Source organism: Marinibium conchae, from assembly GCF_015595035.1.
Lineage (GTDB): Bacteria > Pseudomonadota > Gammaproteobacteria > Enterobacterales > Alteromonadaceae > Glaciecola.
In genome coordinates, this window is sequence record NZ_JADNRN010000001.1 from 296,970 (window position 1) to 313,097 (window position 16,128).

The window sequence follows — 16,128 nt, forward strand, 5'->3', positions numbered from 1 at the left end:
AGTATAGTAGAGAACATAGAATGAATGGACTAAGCTAAATTATTCTGTGCAAAACTTTCTATGAAAATTCTTTATGTATTTCATCACTTGAATAAACAAGGCTCAAAAAAATACCACTATATGAACGCGTAAATTAAACTACAAAATGACAGACAATAATCACATAAATAACAAGCTGCTATCCTTGTTATCTAAAAATGAAAAAGTGATCTATCTATATCAGCCAGTCGACGCTGATATGTCTGTGTCGATTTCTGACAATGTCAAACAAATACTTGGATTTGATGCGTCGCTATTCAAAAATGAAGCCATGCATTTTGAGTCTTTGGTTCATCCAGAGGATCTCGACGACTATAAATCCGACCTAGTCAACGCCATAGCCGACGCCCAAAATAATCCACATTTTACTCATCAAGATTATCAGCTCATGCGTTCAGATGGCACTTTCTTGTGGGTTGAAGAAAACAAACAGTTCGAAGTTGATGTTAATGGTGAACTGATTGCTACTATGAGCATCATTTCTTTGCAGGCCGAAAAGTATCAAATGCTTGATACGCTTGAATCAACGAACAAACGGCTAGAACTCGCAATGACTACCTCTGGTATTGGCACCTGGGATTGGGATCTTGTAAGCAATAAAGTTCGCTGCGATGCCAGTTGGAGCAAGATGATGGGCTTTGCAACCCCGATCCCCGTTGTGAATGTGTCGCGTATCTATGCCATGGTGCATGTAGACGACTTACATTTATTGCAAAAGGAGTTGAATGGTTATATTCAAGGTGAAAGAGCACGCTTTGAAATTGTGGTTCGCATGCGAAGCCTTAACGGCAGTTGGCGTTACATTTTGAACAGGGGGGTAATATTTAAGTATGATGCAACTGGCAAACCTCTTCACTTCATAGGTTCTCATACCGATATTACTGAACAAAAAGAAACGGAAATCGCGGCACTTGCGGCGCTAGGGTCGCGGAATCAATTTTTTGCGAGAGTGTCGCATGAAATAAGAACGCCTATGCATGGCATTCTCGGTATTTTAGGCTTGCTAAAGTCAAAAATTAAAGAGCCTGAATTGCAAGGGCAACTGGATAAAGTGGAAGAAAGCTCTGAGCAGCTCTTGTTTTTGCTCAATGACATTCTCGATTTGGCGAAATTGAATGAAACTAAACTCACCGTTAAACCCGAGCTTACCTCGATTAATGAAGTTGTAAGCCAAGTTGAACGCTTATTCAAAGCGAAGGCTGAGGAAAAAGGCCTTAAATTTACAACCACGGGGCCGAGTGAAGAGCATGCCTACCTTTTGATTGATAAGGTGAGAATAACTCAGGTGCTTTCGAATTTGGTCAGCAATGCCATTAAATATACTCATTATGGTTTTGTGAGCATTAATTGTCAGTATGTAGATGACGATCTCTATATTGAAGTGAGTGATTCTGGAATAGGTATTAAAGATATAAGCAAAATTTTTGACCCTTACGTGCAAGAGAGTGAACGCGGCAATCATGCTAGCAATAGCACAGGCTTGGGTTTAGAGATCGTCAAAAAACTCATTGATCTAATGGGGCTGAACATTAGCGTTGTTTCTGATGGAAGTGGTACAAAATTTTCAATATGCTTAGGGCGGCCAACGCCGGCTAAGAACATCCGAAAGAATGTGCAGCAAAAGCCTGATTTCTCATCTAAAAATTTAGTAGGAAAACGTATCTTAGTTGTTGATGATAGCGATATAAATTGTGAAATCGCCTGTGAGATGCTCAGTACCTGCGGTGTAGAAACACATCGAGCTAGTGATGGCTTTCAGGCTTTAAAAGCGGTTAATATTTCACCTGAGTTCGATGTGATACTTATGGATAAGCATATGCCAAATATGGATGGTATCGAAGCGACTAAGAGCATACTTGCTCTCTACTCAGATGCTCAGCCGCCGATCATCATAGCGCTAACAGCAGATGCCTTTGATGCGGATAACGAGGCATGGTTCTCACTCGGGCTTGCCGATTTAATTACAAAACCTTTTGATGCTGACATGTTATTGCAAACCGTCAGCCGAGCAATTAAAAAACGGCGAAAATCATGATTTATCCAAAAGTATTGAACATTCATAAAGACAGTGAATGGTCAAAGGAGTTTGGTCTTGAGCCATTGGAGTTGAAGACCCTACTTTTTAGCTCTACGATGGACTTCGTGGTGGCTCTTGGTGCTACTGGCTTGTACTTTCAGTTATTCCCCGGCAGAGAGCAGGTATCGGCAAAGTTCTCGATAGGCAAGGAGCTTAAAAGCACGGATATGTTCGTCGATTTAAGAGATGTTAAAAATATCAACGATGATTACTTTATTTATGATCAGGAAAGTAGGACATCAAGCTTTGAAAAAGTGAAAAAAGCCTCGAAAGAGGAAGATCTTGAACAACTTATATACATCCCGGTTTTACAGTCAGATAATCGCTTTTTAGGTTTTATGGTTCTGTATTTTTTTAGCGCGATTGATGTGACTAAAATACATGAAACGCTGATTCGTCAATTTAGAGACAACATCATTCTTCGCTTAAATTTAAGCAGAGAAAAACGTTTGCGCAGAGACATATCTGAAATTCAAGACTTAATTGCAAACTCCAATGAGCATCCTATATTTGCAAAAGACAAAGAGTTTAGAATCGTTTATGCGAATGACGCATTTTTGGAGTTTTATCCCCCGGAGCAGCGTGATAAGGTTATCGGTTACACTACCTTAGAGAGCTATGACCCTGCTGAGGTTGAAGAGTTTTTACAAGAAGACCGAGTCGCTTTCGAAAGCGGCCTAACTAAAACAGTCGAAAGAATCAGTTTCCCGAGTGGTAAAATTCGTGTGTTGGAAACCACCAAAAGACGATTCAAAACAAGTGCAGGCACTGAATATATTTTGGGGGTATCGTACGATCTCACCGAAAGGATTGTATTGATTGAGCAACTGAAAAAGCGTAACGCCGAATTGGATAAGTTCTCGAATATTGCGTCACAAGACTTACGTGGGCCACTTAACTCTATTTTGAAACTGCTTGATTGGACACTCGAAGACCTTGACCCGATAGCAAACGAAGAGGCGATTGATAATCTTCATCAAATCAAAACTAAGGCAACCCGAATTCATACTTTACTTGATGACCTGTTTGATTATTCATATGCGGGTCGTGAAATACATGATGCAAAGCCCTTAAGTTTGCGATCATTCGTTATGAAAATTGCACCAAAGCTTAATTTTCCAGAATCAACTAAGTTAGCTATTGACGACATTGAGTTAAACTTGCCCCATAATCCGTTTGAAGTTGTTATGCTGAATCTCCTAGGCAATGCTATACAGCATGCTGATGCAGAGCAACTCGACATTGCTATCACTGCGAAAAAAGAAAGTAACGAATTTCTCATCACGGTACAAGACAATGGTATTGGTATTGACGAGAAGGATCACAAAGTCGTGTTTCAACTCTTTGAGACATTAGCCCCCCAATTTGAGCGGGCAGGCAGCGGTAAAGGCCTTGCTTTGGTGAAGAAGATTGTCGAAACCTATCAGGGTAGCGTTTCACTTGATAGCCAAATAGGAAAGGGTTGCCGCTTTGAAATACGCTGGCCACTGATCAGTAACGTATAGCGTTTATAGTGTCGTCTGCTTATCTCAGTGAGCTTGAGCAGATTCACAAATAATCTTTTCCGTGATGACGATGCCTGCAGCTATGCCTTTTTCTATTTCTTTCTGTTTTTATATAAAAACTCGATGAAAATCGACTGGTTTGGTGTTAATTTAGAGCTATCGACGGTTAGCGATCAGTTAGCAGTAAATTTGTCGTGTCTGTATCGCATAAAAAATCACAAAATTTGAAGGAACAAAGCATGTTAGGGTCAAAATTCAAAATGAGCTTACTCGCTCTCACGCTAGGTCTTGTACTCACTGGTTGTGGGCTTGATGGCGATGATGGCGAAGTTGGCGAAACAGGTGCGCAAGGCCCAGAGGGAAGCCCTGGCAGTGACGGTAACGATGGTAATGACGGCAGCGATGGCGCCGACGGCCAAGACGGCCAGGATGCTTCAACAGGGGTATCTCTCTCTATAGTTGCTCGTGCTTCTTTAGGTTCACAAGACTCTGCCGAAATAGTCCAGTATCACAAAGCAAGTCAAACTATTTATGCAACTAACTCAGCAGCAAATACGATAGCCATTATCGCGGCAGACGCAATCAGTAACGCTGAGCTTTCAAACCCAACAAGCTCAACCAACCTGACCGTCTCGAGTATTGCTTTGCCAACTGAGATCGACTCAGTCGCACTCGGTGGTGTTACCAGTATTGCTATCTCAAACGACTTGTTGGCCGTTGCTGTAAGTGCAGCAACAGCGACCGATAACGGTTACATTTTGTTTTATAACGGACTAGAAAATAGCGCTCCTGCTTTTCTCGATAGTGTAGAGGTTGGTGCCCTGCCTGACTCGATTGCCTTTACACCCAACGGTGGCAAGTTGATAGTGGCTAACGAAGGCGAGCCAAATGATGATTACAGTATAGACCCAGAGGGCTCTATATCAGTGATTGATATATTAGCCAGTGGTGAGCCAGAAGAAACAGCGGAAGCGGTTTTATTCACCGCGCTAAACGGCACACAAGCAGCGCTTGAAGCTCAAGGCATGCATTTTCCAAACCCGAGTGGGCGTACGCTAAACGCTAATGTGATCAACACTACCGTAGCACAGGACTTGGAGCCAGAGTTCGTGTCAGCTACCAATGAAAATGCCTACATCACTTTGCAAGAAAATAACGGTTTGGCTATCGTTGACCTTGAGACTCTTGAAGTCACGGTAGTTGGCCTTGGCAGCAAAAACTGGTCTGGCTTGAACTTTGATGGCGAAGAAAATGCCGCAGTTAGCTTTGGTCAATATGAAGGTCTTGAAGGCATGTATATGCCAGATACCATTGCGAACTATGAGTGGAAAGGTGCTACATTTTTGGTGACTGCGAATGAAGGTGATGCTAGAGAGTACTTTTTCCCTGTTGCTGATGAAGCTGCATGCACTGCAGCCGGTGGGCAAGCCTATGATGCTGACGATGGGTGTTTGGCTTACAGCGATGAGATTGCCTTGGGTGACTTGACCGCGCAGGCCGGCTCTGAGCTTGAGGCCCTTCAAGCAGATGGTCGTTTAAATAATTTATTGGTAAGCAATGTGCTAGGTGATGCTGATGGCAACGGTGAATTTGAAACTGCCTATACCTACGGCGCTCGTTCTTTCACCATTTGGGACCAAAATGCTTTGGTAACGTTTGATTCAGGCGATGAGTTTGAAAGAGTAACTGCTTCTATTCATGGTGCTCAGTTTAATAACGATGATGAAGAAAATGCGGGTGATTCTCGCTCTGCAAATAAAGGCCCTGAACCTGAGGCTTTGACGGTGGGTCAAATAGGCGACAGAACTTACGCTTTTATTGGTCTTGAGAGAATGGGTGGCATTTTTGTGTACGATATTACCAATCCTTTTGATGCTTTTTTTGCTGATTACGTAATCAATCGGGACTTAACCGAGGGTAGCACGGCAGCAAATGGTATTGGCGATCTGGCGCCAGAAAGTTTGTTGTTCATCGACGCAGCTGATAGTGCGACGGGTGAAGCCTTGGTGGTTGTTGGTAATGAGGTAAGCGGCACGGTGAGTGTTTACCAAGTAACACCTAACTAAAACGATAAACATTGAAAAAAGCGCCCAAGGGCGCTTTTTTTATTTCTAGCTTTGCAAAAGCAAAAGCAAAAGCAAAAGCAAAAGCAGTTGACGGGCCCTTGCTCTTCAAAACACGCTGTTCGCCATCCATGGCCGCTCTCCAATTGCATCCATGCAATTGGACGGTTTCGAAGAGCAAGGGCCCGTCAACTACTTTTGCTCTCACATGGTCGTTCTCCAAATGCATCTATACAATTGGACGGTTTCGAAGAGCAAGGGCCCGTCAACTACTTTTGCTCTCGCATGGTCGTTCTCCAAATGCATCCATGCAATTGGACGGTTTCGAAGAGCAAGGGCCCGTCAACTACTTTTGCTATCGCATGGCCGTTCTCCAAATGCATCCATGCGCGTATCAAGTGACAAAAGTAGTGTTAAGCGTTACTCTAAGGGGATTAATAAGAATAGCATTAACAAGGCAATAATATGACGCAACAAGTGGTACTGAGTGGAACAGGCTTATGGACACCAAAACACAGCATAAGTAACCAAGAGCTTATTGGCGCTTACAACGCTTATGCTGATCAATACAATGCCGAAAATGCAGCAGATATTGAGGCTGGTGTATTACAAGCAAAGCCACATTCAAGTGCTGAATTCGTTGAAAAAGCCTCAGGTATCAAAAGTCGCTACATTTATGAGAAAGAGGGGGTGTTGGATATTAATAGAATGCGCCCTGCTATCGCTGAAAGAGGCGAAGACGAGCTTTCTAACCAAGCTGAAATAGCCGTCGAAGCAGCTAAAAAAGCCATGCAAGCTGCAAATAAAAGTGCCAGTGATATTGACGCCGTCATCGTTTCTTGCGCTTACTTACAGCGCTCTTATCCAGCCATTGCAATAGAAGTTCAAGCCGAGCTTGGTATTCAAGGTTTTGGCTTTGATATGTTGGTTGCGTGTTCTGCGGCCACTTTTGGTATGCATCGCGCCTATGAAATGGTGAAAGCCGAAACGGCAAAATGCGTTTTAGTTATTAATCCTGAGTTAGTATCGCCACAAATTAACTACACTGATCGCGATAGTCATTTTATTTTCGGTGATGTTGCTACCGCAGCTATTTTAGAAAGTGCAGAAACTGTCAGCTCGGCAAATGCCTACGATGTGTTAAGCACTAAAGCATTTACCCAATTCTCAAGTAACATTCGCTCTAATCATGGCTATATGAACAGGGCAAACGATACCGACCCCTATGGCCCAGACAAGCTTTTTCATCAAGAAGGCCGAAAGGTTTTTAAGGATGTTTGCCCACTAGCTGCTGAGCATATTAAAGAGCATCTTGCCAAGCATGACCTTGTGCCTGATAACCTAAGTCGTTGGTGGTTGCATCAAGCCAATATCAATATGAATACTCTTATTAGTAAACGCCTGTTGGGTCGCGATGCGAGTAGAGAAGAAGCACCGATAGTACTTGACCGCTATGCTAATACAGCCTCGGCTGGTTCAGTTATTGCGTTCAATTTATACAATGAAGATCTCTCTAGTGGCGATTATGGCATTTTGTGTTCATTTGGCGCTGGATACTCAATTGGAAGTCTGCTCGTTAAAAAGAGATAAACACGGATGTTAGGAAATTTAGGATATGGCTTAGCGGCACTGGGCTACTTCTCCCTCATGTTGCTATTGTTGACTGGCAGAACGACTGGCTTTGCAAAGCACCTTCTTTTGGGCGCCAGTCTTGTTACCTGCTTGTGGGCGGCGAGCCATTTGACCGTATTGGGTTGGCAACGGGATATTGGCGACTTTTTCGTCGCTGATGCAGCTCGCCAATGGGTTTGGATGCTTTTCTTAGCTGCCTGTCTGCGGGCCGATTTTTCCTCTTTCAAGCAAATCGTAATACGTCCAACTACGCTCGCTTTACTTACGTTACCTACTGTTGCACTAATAAGTGCTGGCAGCGGCGCTATCCCGCTACTCTGGCAATATTCATTACATACTATTATCGCCTTGCAAATGCTGATTGTACTCGAATTAGTGTTTCGTCAAGCCGGTGAGCATAAGTGGGCCTACAAACCTTTGGTTTTGTTCTTAGGCGCATTGAGTTTGTTTGATTTTGTGACCTATGCCAACGCGACCATGATTAATCAAATTGGTGAAAATTACGTTATTGCCCGACCTTACATCTATCTCTGTTTGTTACCTTTCTTGATACTTGCTATTCGCAGAATTAGCCATTGGGGGGTTACCATCTTTGTTAGCCGTGATGTGGTGTTGCACAGTACGCTTCTGTTGGTAGCTGGCGCGTATCTATTTGTCATGGCTTTAGTCGGTTACTTGGTAAAATTTATGGGTGGTTCGTGGAGCTACCCCTTACAGCTTGCTCTTGTTGCTATATCTTTAGTGTTGCTGATTTCTTTATTCTTATCGCATAACTTTCGCACCAGAATAAAGGTATTTATTACCAAGCATTTTTATGCAAATCAATTCGATTATCGTGTTCAGTGGGTGCAGTTAACAGAGAGCCTGAATGGGCAAGACGAAAACTTGCAGGATGTATATCAGACCTCTTTGCATGCCATGCTTGAGGCTATGGAGTACGAAAGTGGCGTGATTCTGAAACTGCAAAAATCCGGTTTACAGCAAGTTGCAGAGATCACTTCGGGTAATAACCGTCATTTTGAGCCTGATAAAGTGACAGCTTTGTTGTCTTACTTTGAAATTAAAGAGTGGATAATAGATATACAAGAATTGAAGGTAAAGCCTCATCAGTATGAAGAACTCATGCACAAAGACTACTTTATGGAGCACTTTGATTATCAGTTAGTGATTCCAATGTTCAAGAAGGATGAGTTATGGGGAATGGCCTTCATTGACGCTCACGAAGAGCAAAGGAAACTATTGAATTGGGAACTAAGAGATTACATCAATGCTGTTACGGCGCAGGTCTCCAATTATTTATATCAATTTGAAGGGGCTTACGCCTTGGCTGAAAATGCACAGTTTGCGGCGTTTAGCCGTATGTCGGCATTTGTTTTACACGACCTAAAAAACGTGATGGCGCAAATTGATTTGATATTGGCTAATGCTCAGCAGCACAAATCTAATCCTGAGTTCATTGATGACACATTTGAAACGCTCGAGCATACCAAAGCGAGAATGGACAAAATGTTAAAACAATTGACTGATAAAAAAGGCGTTGAGGCGCAAAAAAATAGCAAAACAGCCTTGCACGACCTTATCCAGAATATTCTCTCTGAGCGTTGCCAAGGCATGCTACCTCTGCCCACCTTTGTGGCGAAATCGCAAGTATTGCTCAATATTGATAGCGAGAAGTTTAGTAATGTACTCTATCACCTTGTCAGCAACGCTCAGCAAGCGACGTCAGACTCAGGAAAGGTAAGTGTAGAGTTAACTCAAGATGTACATGCAATTTTAACAATTACGGATGACGGTGAAGGCATGAGTGAGCACTTCATCGCGACGCGTCTGTTTAAAGCTTTTGATACTACTAAAGGCAACGCTGGGATGGGCATTGGTGCTTACGACGCAAAAAACTATATTGAAGAAATTGGTGGTACAATAGCAGTGCACAGCAAAGTTGGTGAGGGCACCACCTTTATTATTACTTTACCCGTAACAGCGTAAATTCGGCGCAGTACAACGGAATAACAAGGCAGAAGAATGGACAAAGTACTAGTAGTAGATGACGACCTAGGTATTCAAAAGCAACTGAAATGGGCTTTGTCTGAATTCGATACCGTATTCGCTGCCGATCGTTCGGCAGCAATTGCCCAGCTTCGTCGCTTTGAACCGGCCGTTGTGACACTTGACTTAGGCCTACCGCCTGATCCCGCTAATGCCTCTGAGGGCTTAAAAACGCTGCAAGAAATCATGTCTTTGCTGCCTCGCACTAAAGTTATCGTGGTGACGGGGAATAACGATAAAGAAAATGCGCTGAAAGCAATTAGTATGGGAGCCTACGACTTCTATCAAAAGCCAATAGATTCCGACACCATCAACATTCTTATAAAGCGAGCGCTGAATTTAGCATCGTTAGAACATGAAAATCATTTGTTAACTCTGTCGAACCCAGCGATGGGCAGAATTATAGGAAATAGCGAAGCAATACAAAATATTAGTCGGAAAGCTGAAAAAATCGCGTCAACCGATATATCTGTGTTGCTGTTAGGGGAGAGTGGCACTGGTAAAGAGGTCTTCGCTAGAAGTATTCATGATCATAGTCAGAGAAAAGGCAAAGCTTTTGTAGCGATAAACTGTGCATCTATTCCAGAGAACCTGCTAGAGAGTGAGCTTTTTGGTTATGAAAAAGGCGCGTTTACCGGCGCTAACAAGACGACTCTGGGTAAAATCGAAACTGCTCAGGGCGGCACTCTTTTTCTTGACGAAATTGGTGATATGCCATTGGGTTTGCAAGCTAAGATGCTGCGTTTCTTACAAGAACGAGTAATCGAGCGGGTAGGTGGAAGAAACGAAATACCGGTTGATATTCGCGTTGTTTGCGCCACCCATCGAAACCTACAGACCATGGTACAAGAAGAAACCTTCCGTGAAGATTTGTTTTATAGAGTGGGTGAAATTGTTATCTCAATACCACCTCTTCGCGATCGTGATGAAGACGTGATTCTATTAGCTCGTACTTTCTTGAGCCAATACAAAGAAGAATATGGCAACAAGATAAAAGGTTTCAGTGAAGACGCAATTGAGGCAATGCTCGCACACCCGTGGCCTGGTAACATCCGAGAGCTTCAGAATAAGCTGAAGTCAGCAGTAGTGTTAGCTGAAGGAAATGTGATTAACGCCGACGACTTGAGCTTAGTGGCTAAGAAGTCAGAGGAAGATACGGTTGTACTTAATTTGCGTGAAGTTAGAGAGCAAGCTGAAAGTAAGGCCATCAGGCGCGCCTACCATCAGTCTGAACAAAATATCTCTAAAACGGCAGAGCTACTGGGTGTAACTCGGCCTACACTTTATTCTCTTATCGATAAATATCATTTAGAAGACCTGAAAGCGAACGCTTAAGCGAAGCTTACAACATTATCGAAGCTCTCTTGCTTTGGTATTTGCACTAAGTCTTTGAATAGTGCTCTAAGTTCATCGGCAGCCTTGCCTTTGGGTTCGCATTCTATGACCGATAGTCCAGACTCTTCGCTATCGTCATAGATGTGGCGCTCATGCAATACATGCTCCGATACTTCAATATCATATAGATCAGCCATCGACTTAGCTTCGTTTAGCCTGCTTTGTTGATTGGGTTGTGATGGGCATTGAGTTAACACGATATGCGCACTAAGGTGGTGATTTACTAGTTTACAACTGTGTACCATCTCGTCGATATGCGGCAAGGTTTTTAGGTCTCTCCTCTTGGGGCGCATGGGCAACAAGGCCACGTTTGCAGTAGACAGTGTCGAACGCAATGCCATTGTGTCTTGTGCCCCGCAATCAACAACGACATAGTCGTATTGACTACTGTAACCCAATAATTGATTTCGAATCTTTCCATTTAGCTGCACCAAGTCAATGGTGGGTGCTTTCGGGTTGGTGTTTCTTAATTTTATCCAATCGGCGCTTGTTCCTTGGCTATCGCAATCAACAATGAGCACACTGGCATTATCTTCAACAGTAAGCAGTGCAGCTAAATTTTGCGCAATACAGCTTTTACCGCTGCCGCCTTTCTCTCCACCTACTAAAACGATCATATATCACCTTTATAGTTATCAGTTTTTATAAGCAAAGCGTTTTGGTTTTGTGTTCGATTTTATCTTCAACGCTTGCTAGAGGCTAAAATCTACTTGTTTCACTGGCATTCTTGTGAATATCAATTAATATTTAAGCATATTCTACTATACCCTAAATAAGGAAAAACATGGCTCAACCTACACACTTACCCAATCAGGAAGGTAAAAAAGTTCCTGACGTTACGTGGCCTGTACGCGTAAACGATGAATGGCAAAAAATGTCGTCTCAGTCTATTTTTGCAGGTAAGAAGGTCATTTTATTTTCACTACCTGGAGCATTTACTCCCACTTGTTCGTCAACACACTTGCCTAGATATAATCAATTGGCAGGGGTATTTAAGAAACTAGGCGTTGATGAAGTATGTTGTATGTCTGTCAATGATACCTTCGTAATGAATGCTTGGTTAGCTGATCAAGAAGCTGAGAACATTACTGTTATCCCTGATGGTAATGGCGAGTTCACAGCGGCTATGGAAATGTTAGTTGATAAAGATGATATTGGCTTTGGAAAACGCAGCTGGCGCTATTCCATGCTAGTGAATGACGGCGTTGTTGAAAAAATGTTTATTGAACCTAACGTACCCGGTGACCCGTTTGAAGTATCCGACGCTGATACCATGCTTGAATACTTGGCGCCGGGCTCTCGTGCTCCTCAAGAAGTGTCGTTATTTACTAAGCCGGGTTGCCCATTTTGTGCTAAGGCCAAGACCTTGTTGAGTGATGCAGGATACGAGTTCGAAGAAATCGTTTTAGGTAGTCAAGCCAGTCTCGCTTCCTTAAAAGCGATTTCGGGTCGTGATACGGTTCCGCAAGTGTTCATTGGTGGACAGCATATCGGTGGAAGTGACGATCTAGAGGCATTCCTACAGTCTGCATAAAAGACAAGCAAGATAAGCGTCATAGATTGTATTGTCTATGGCGCTTTTTTGTTGTTATCCTCTGCACCATTATCCATCATAGCCAGTGTGAACATGACAATTTTTAACTCCGTGCATAAATCTGCTTCCTTCTCCTTGCTCCTGTTGATCTTATTTTATTTTCCATCTGCTATAGCTCTCGACAACGCGGTCGACACTTCTGATAAGCTGGTAGCGTTGCCGAGTGAGGTCATGAACGATAAAGCAAGCGCTCAACTAGGAGTGCCTTTAAGACTTATGCAAGGTTTTACTGAATTGTACGAAGCCGAACTTGGTAAGAGCTACCCTTGCCAACAACAAGTAGCCAAGCTAGAACATAAAGTGTGCTTTGAAAGTTTGCGCAATGAAGGCAACTCTCCGTATATCCTATTCTCGCGTGCAAGCAATTCACCATTAGGCGCTCATCCTTCAGCCAAGGTAAAGAAGCCGGTGGATATTGTCGTGCTATTTCATGGTCTCTCTGATAGCCCTTTCTTCATGCGTGGGATTGCCGAACATCTTCAATCGTCAGGCTATACTGTCGTTGTTGCATTGAGCCCAGGGCATGGCAAGCGTGACGCTAGGGAAGATATGAAGGACGATAAGCTCAAAGAGCGCTGGTATCGTCATGTAGACGATGTCATGGCCTTGGTAGAGCCCTTTTCTGAACGGCGCTTTATTGGTGGCTTTTCGACTGGCGGAACTTTAGCGACACGCTATGCATTATTAAACGAAGATAACATCGACGGCTTACTTCTTTTCTCTGCTGCGTTGGCTTTATCGAACAATGCAGAAAGACTCGGGGCTATATGGGGGATGAAGTCCATTGCCAAATTATCTGACGGTGAGTTTGTTAGTCATGGGCCTCATCCTTACCGCTATCCAGATGTTGCCGGTTTTGCTGGACTGAGCCTAGCTGATGTTATATTCGAAATCCGCGATATGCTTGAAAGCGGCGAAGATGAGAGTGGAAGGGCAATCGACCGTCACTTTCCCATCTTTATTGCTCACTCTCTCGCCGATATTATTACTCCCTATCACGGCGTAGATGGTTTAAGCCAGCAGATCGAAGGGGAGCATCACATATTTACCATTGCTGAGAGTTATGATACTTGCCACCAAGACTTAGTGATGTCTGCACAGATGATGATAGGACTTAAAATTGACAAACAAGCACTGAACATTAGTGAGCGTTGCGCTGTTCCCACGCCAAACCCACTTTTTAATCAAATGATGTTAATGCTTAGCTATTTTATGAAGTCTCTATGACTTAGCAGCTACTGCTTCAACCTCGCGCCATACTCTGAGAAAGTTCTCATTGAGAATTTTCTTAATATCATCTTCAGAATAGTCTCGCTTTAACAAGCCCTCTACTAGCCTTGGAAAGTCAGATACGTCTTTGAGGTTTACAGGCAGTGAGTCGCCAACGCCATCATAATCAGAGCCGATGCCTACGAAGTCTATGCCAACCAAATTGACGACATGATCAATGTGATCGAGCACTGTTTCTAAAGTCGCAAAAGGATAGGGCTTGTCGGTATTGTACTTTGCCACAAAGTCACTCACTTCTTTGCTGTCGCGACCAAAAGTTTTTGCTAATTCGGCAGCCTGTTTCGTACGATTGTCGCGCCATGCTCTTGCCGTTGGACTGATGAAACCAGAACCAAAGTTGATCATAATTATCCCTTTGTTTTTAGCTAGGGCTCTTATCATTTCATCGTCCATGTTGCGCTCAAAACCCGGCGTAAATTTTCTCAGGGAGGAATGAGAGGCAATCACGGGAGCAGTGCTTAATGCAACCGTTTGATAAAAAGCATCATCCGACACATGAGAAATATCAACAATAATGCCCAGTGCATTCATTTCTTTTACCATCTCTATACCAAAAGGACTCAGGCCCTTCCATTGCCTGCGAAGGTCATAAGATGAGTCTGAGATATGATTGCTTTGACTATGGGCAAGGGTGATATAGCGAATTCCGCGCTCGTAGAAGGTAGCAAGGGTATCAAGCGAGCCTTGCACAGGGGAACCATTCTCCATTCCCATTGGAAGTGATATTTTGTTGTCTGCGAAGTTTCTCTCAACGTCAGCCACGCTTGTAGCCAAGGCAAATTTTTCGGGTGCTCTACCAACAATCGCTTCGACGTAATCGATCAAGCGGTGCGCAAGCTTTGTTGATTCAGCCGAATCATCTAAACTTGCAGGCACGTAAATAGACATAAACGGTGCGTTTAGACCCCCTTCAACCGCTCTGGGATAATCAAAATCACCATTAATTGTTGACTTTGTTACATCTACCCATTGATTTTGCAGTCGGTAGGGCACATCTATGTGTCCATCAACGATTATATTTTGTTGAGTAATTCTTTTTGCTGCAGCTGCATGGCTCTCTTGTAATTTGAGATTGTTAACTGTGCTTGATTGACATCCGGCAGTACTTAAGGTGATAGCTAGCGCAACTGCGCAAAGTGATAGAGGGCGTTTAATGTTGTTCATTTTTCATCCTTGTTGAATTGTATAACGATACCTTGAGGTGTATGAGTGTTGAGCACAGTTAACGTCCTTTTGTGCATCGACGCTGGTACAAAAACCTAAACCTAGCATTAACGTTTGTTTTTTGTGCGATCGATAGCGATTCATTTGTTAATGTAAAGTTACAGAGTGACAAGCCTTGTGCTTTACGTAATAATAACGACCTTACAGTGCCAGTCAAATATGGGCTGTGACAAAAAGAAAATTTTTAATCGCTGAGAGAATTAATAGCTATCACTAGCTTTGGTTTTTTGAGCTCGAAGGTGCGATACTTAGACAATCATTTGCCGCATCAAACTTACGTAAGAGAAAAATAACAACATGGCTATTAACTACATTCCTCTGGATAAAGAAAAGCATCAATCAATTAAGATCGTTCCTCAATTAGATCTTAGTTTTTCAAAAGAAACTCACCTTGCTGCTGCAACAATTCGTGAATTCGCACAATTAGCATCAACAATGCCAGTCGTTTTTATTGAAGATCCAACAAATAAAAATATTCATACCGTTGCCATGCTAGGCCTTGATCAGAACAAGAACTTGTTTTGGGCCGATGACAGATGGCAAGGTCCGCATGTTCCACTTAATATTCAACGTTATCCATTTGATATTCGTCCTGACGGTGATCAGCTTGGCGTATTCTTCGATGAAAACAGCGACTTGGTAGGCGATCAAGGCGAAGCTTTGTTTACCGAAAGTGGCGAGGCGACTGAGTTTTTACAAAGCCGTCAAAAGTTTTTGGCGGAACTTGCTAATAGCGAAATGATGAATCAACGTTTCATTAAACGTGTTACTGAGCTTGAATTGCTAGAGAATGTGCAAATTGGTATTCAGTATCAAGATGGCTCAGCTAGAAATGTGACGGGTATCATGAGTATTAATGAGAAGAAATTAAACACACTTGATGATGCCATTATTCTCGAATTACATAAGGCCGGCTTCTTGGGCGCAATGTACGCTATCATGATGTCATTGGCTCAATTGAACCGTTTGGTTGAATTATCAAATAAAAGTGATAAACCTATTCGCACTGTTCAAATTCGTCCGGTAGCAACGGAAACTGAGAAAAGCGAGACTACTGCTTAATTTATAAGCAGTTAATAAGTATAAGAAAAACCACCTTCGGGTGGTTTTTTTATGCCTGTTCCTAAATTGCGACCCTATTCCTATTTATGTCTAAAGCCTGTGTTTATGTACAGTTGCTAGGAGTGCTTATTTCATTTTTTGTCATAAATGTGCTTGACAGGGGGGCATGGTGGTACATAAACTGTCAAAAGTGGGTAGAAG

Annotated in this window: 12 protein-coding genes; 9 read left to right on the plus strand and 3 right to left on the minus strand. The window is 42.9% G+C overall.

The window, feature by feature from the left end; genetic code table 11:
• Window positions 1–145: 145 nt before the first annotated feature.
• From ISG33_RS01235 to ISG33_RS01245, 3 genes are all read left to right on the plus strand, one after another.
• Entirely contained in the window at window positions 146–2,074 is a 1,929-nt protein-coding gene (locus tag ISG33_RS01235) for a PAS domain-containing hybrid sensor histidine kinase/response regulator (RefSeq protein WP_229333411.1), read from the plus strand.
• Window positions 2,071–3,621: a sensor histidine kinase gene (locus tag ISG33_RS01240; RefSeq protein ID WP_195731760.1), complete on the plus strand. Its 1,551-nt coding sequence runs from the start codon at window positions 2,071–2,073 to the stop codon at window positions 3,619–3,621. The genes ISG33_RS01235 and ISG33_RS01240 overlap by 4 nt, the downstream gene beginning before the upstream one ends.
• 239 nt (window positions 3,622–3,860) lie before the next feature.
• Window positions 3,861–5,687, plus strand: a complete 1,827-nt coding sequence (locus ISG33_RS01245; RefSeq protein WP_195731761.1) for a choice-of-anchor I family protein — start codon at window positions 3,861–3,863, stop codon at window positions 5,685–5,687.
• Here the strand turns inward: ISG33_RS01245 and ISG33_RS01250 are convergent.
• On the minus strand, window positions 5,680–5,892 hold the full coding sequence (locus tag ISG33_RS01250; RefSeq protein WP_195731762.1) for a hypothetical protein: 213 nt from the start codon (window positions 5,890–5,892) through the stop codon (window positions 5,680–5,682). The two genes, ISG33_RS01245 and ISG33_RS01250, sit on opposite strands and share 8 nt — an antisense overlap.
• 257 nt (window positions 5,893–6,149) lie before the next feature.
• Between ISG33_RS01250 and ISG33_RS01255 the strand changes: the two genes are divergently transcribed.
• From ISG33_RS01255 to prsR, 3 genes are read left to right on the plus strand one after another with little or no spacing between them, the layout of a single operon-like run.
• Complete coding sequence (locus ISG33_RS01255) at window positions 6,150–7,274, plus strand: beta-ketoacyl-ACP synthase III (protein WP_195731763.1); 1,125 nt, start codon at window positions 6,150–6,152, stop codon at window positions 7,272–7,274.
• 6 nt (window positions 7,275–7,280) lie between these two features.
• Complete coding sequence (gene prsK / locus ISG33_RS01260) at window positions 7,281–9,302, plus strand: XrtA/PEP-CTERM system histidine kinase PrsK (RefSeq protein WP_195731764.1); 2,022 nt, start codon at window positions 7,281–7,283, stop codon at window positions 9,300–9,302.
• Window positions 9,303–9,338: 36 nt separating this feature from the next.
• A complete protein-coding gene (prsR, locus tag ISG33_RS01265; protein WP_195731765.1) occupies window positions 9,339–10,697 on the plus strand; it encodes a PEP-CTERM-box response regulator transcription factor in 1,359 nt (452 codons plus the stop codon).
• On the opposite strand, the gene ISG33_RS01270 is transcribed toward prsR, so the two are convergent.
• Window positions 10,694–11,374 carry an AAA family ATPase gene (locus tag ISG33_RS01270; RefSeq protein ID WP_195731766.1) on the minus strand — a complete coding sequence of 227 codons (681 nt, stop codon included), beginning with the start codon at window positions 11,372–11,374 and terminating at the stop codon, window positions 10,694–10,696. The two genes, prsR and ISG33_RS01270, sit on opposite strands and share 4 nt — an antisense overlap.
• A 167-nt stretch (window positions 11,375–11,541) precedes the next feature.
• On the opposite strand from ISG33_RS01270, the gene ISG33_RS01275 reads away from it, so the two are divergent.
• Window positions 11,542–12,291: a glutathione peroxidase gene (locus ISG33_RS01275; RefSeq protein WP_195731767.1), complete on the plus strand. Its 750-nt coding sequence runs from the start codon at window positions 11,542–11,544 to the stop codon at window positions 12,289–12,291.
• Between the two features lie 93 nt (window positions 12,292–12,384).
• Window positions 12,385–13,578 carry an alpha/beta hydrolase gene (locus ISG33_RS01280; protein ID WP_229333412.1) on the plus strand — a complete coding sequence of 398 codons (1,194 nt, stop codon included), beginning with the start codon at window positions 12,385–12,387 and terminating at the stop codon, window positions 13,576–13,578.
• On the opposite strand, the gene ISG33_RS01285 is transcribed toward ISG33_RS01280, so the two are convergent.
• A complete protein-coding gene (locus ISG33_RS01285; RefSeq protein WP_195731768.1) occupies window positions 13,573–14,805 on the minus strand; it encodes a dipeptidase in 1,233 nt (410 codons plus the stop codon). The genes ISG33_RS01280 and ISG33_RS01285 overlap by 6 nt on opposite strands.
• Before the next feature lie 357 nt (window positions 14,806–15,162).
• Between ISG33_RS01285 and ISG33_RS01290 the strand changes: the two genes are divergently transcribed.
• Window positions 15,163–15,927, plus strand: coding sequence for a SapC family protein (locus ISG33_RS01290; RefSeq protein ID WP_195731769.1), 765 nt, complete (start codon window positions 15,163–15,165; stop codon window positions 15,925–15,927).
• The last annotated feature ends 201 nt before the right edge of the window (window positions 15,928–16,128 follow it).

Coding starts and splice junctions, on each gene's coding strand:
- ISG33_RS01235 (WP_229333411.1), top strand. CDS start 146: ATGACAGACAATAATCACATAAATAACAAGCTGCTATCCTTGTTATCT.
- ISG33_RS01240 (WP_195731760.1), top strand. CDS start 2,071: ATGATTTATCCAAAAGTATTGAACATTCATAAAGACAGTGAATGGTCA.
- ISG33_RS01245 (WP_195731761.1), top strand. CDS start 3,861: ATGTTAGGGTCAAAATTCAAAATGAGCTTACTCGCTCTCACGCTAGGT.
- ISG33_RS01255 (WP_195731763.1), top strand. CDS start 6,150: ATGACGCAACAAGTGGTACTGAGTGGAACAGGCTTATGGACACCAAAA.
- prsK (WP_195731764.1), top strand. CDS start 7,281: ATGTTAGGAAATTTAGGATATGGCTTAGCGGCACTGGGCTACTTCTCC.
- prsR (WP_195731765.1), top strand. CDS start 9,339: ATGGACAAAGTACTAGTAGTAGATGACGACCTAGGTATTCAAAAGCAA.
- ISG33_RS01270 (WP_195731766.1), bottom strand. CDS start 11,374: ATGATCGTTTTAGTAGGTGGAGAGAAAGGCGGCAGCGGTAAAAGCTGT.
- ISG33_RS01275 (WP_195731767.1), top strand. CDS start 11,542: ATGGCTCAACCTACACACTTACCCAATCAGGAAGGTAAAAAAGTTCCT.
- ISG33_RS01280 (WP_229333412.1), top strand. CDS start 12,385: ATGACAATTTTTAACTCCGTGCATAAATCTGCTTCCTTCTCCTTGCTC.
- ISG33_RS01285 (WP_195731768.1), bottom strand. CDS start 14,805: ATGAACAACATTAAACGCCCTCTATCACTTTGCGCAGTTGCGCTAGCT.
- ISG33_RS01290 (WP_195731769.1), top strand. CDS start 15,163: ATGGCTATTAACTACATTCCTCTGGATAAAGAAAAGCATCAATCAATT.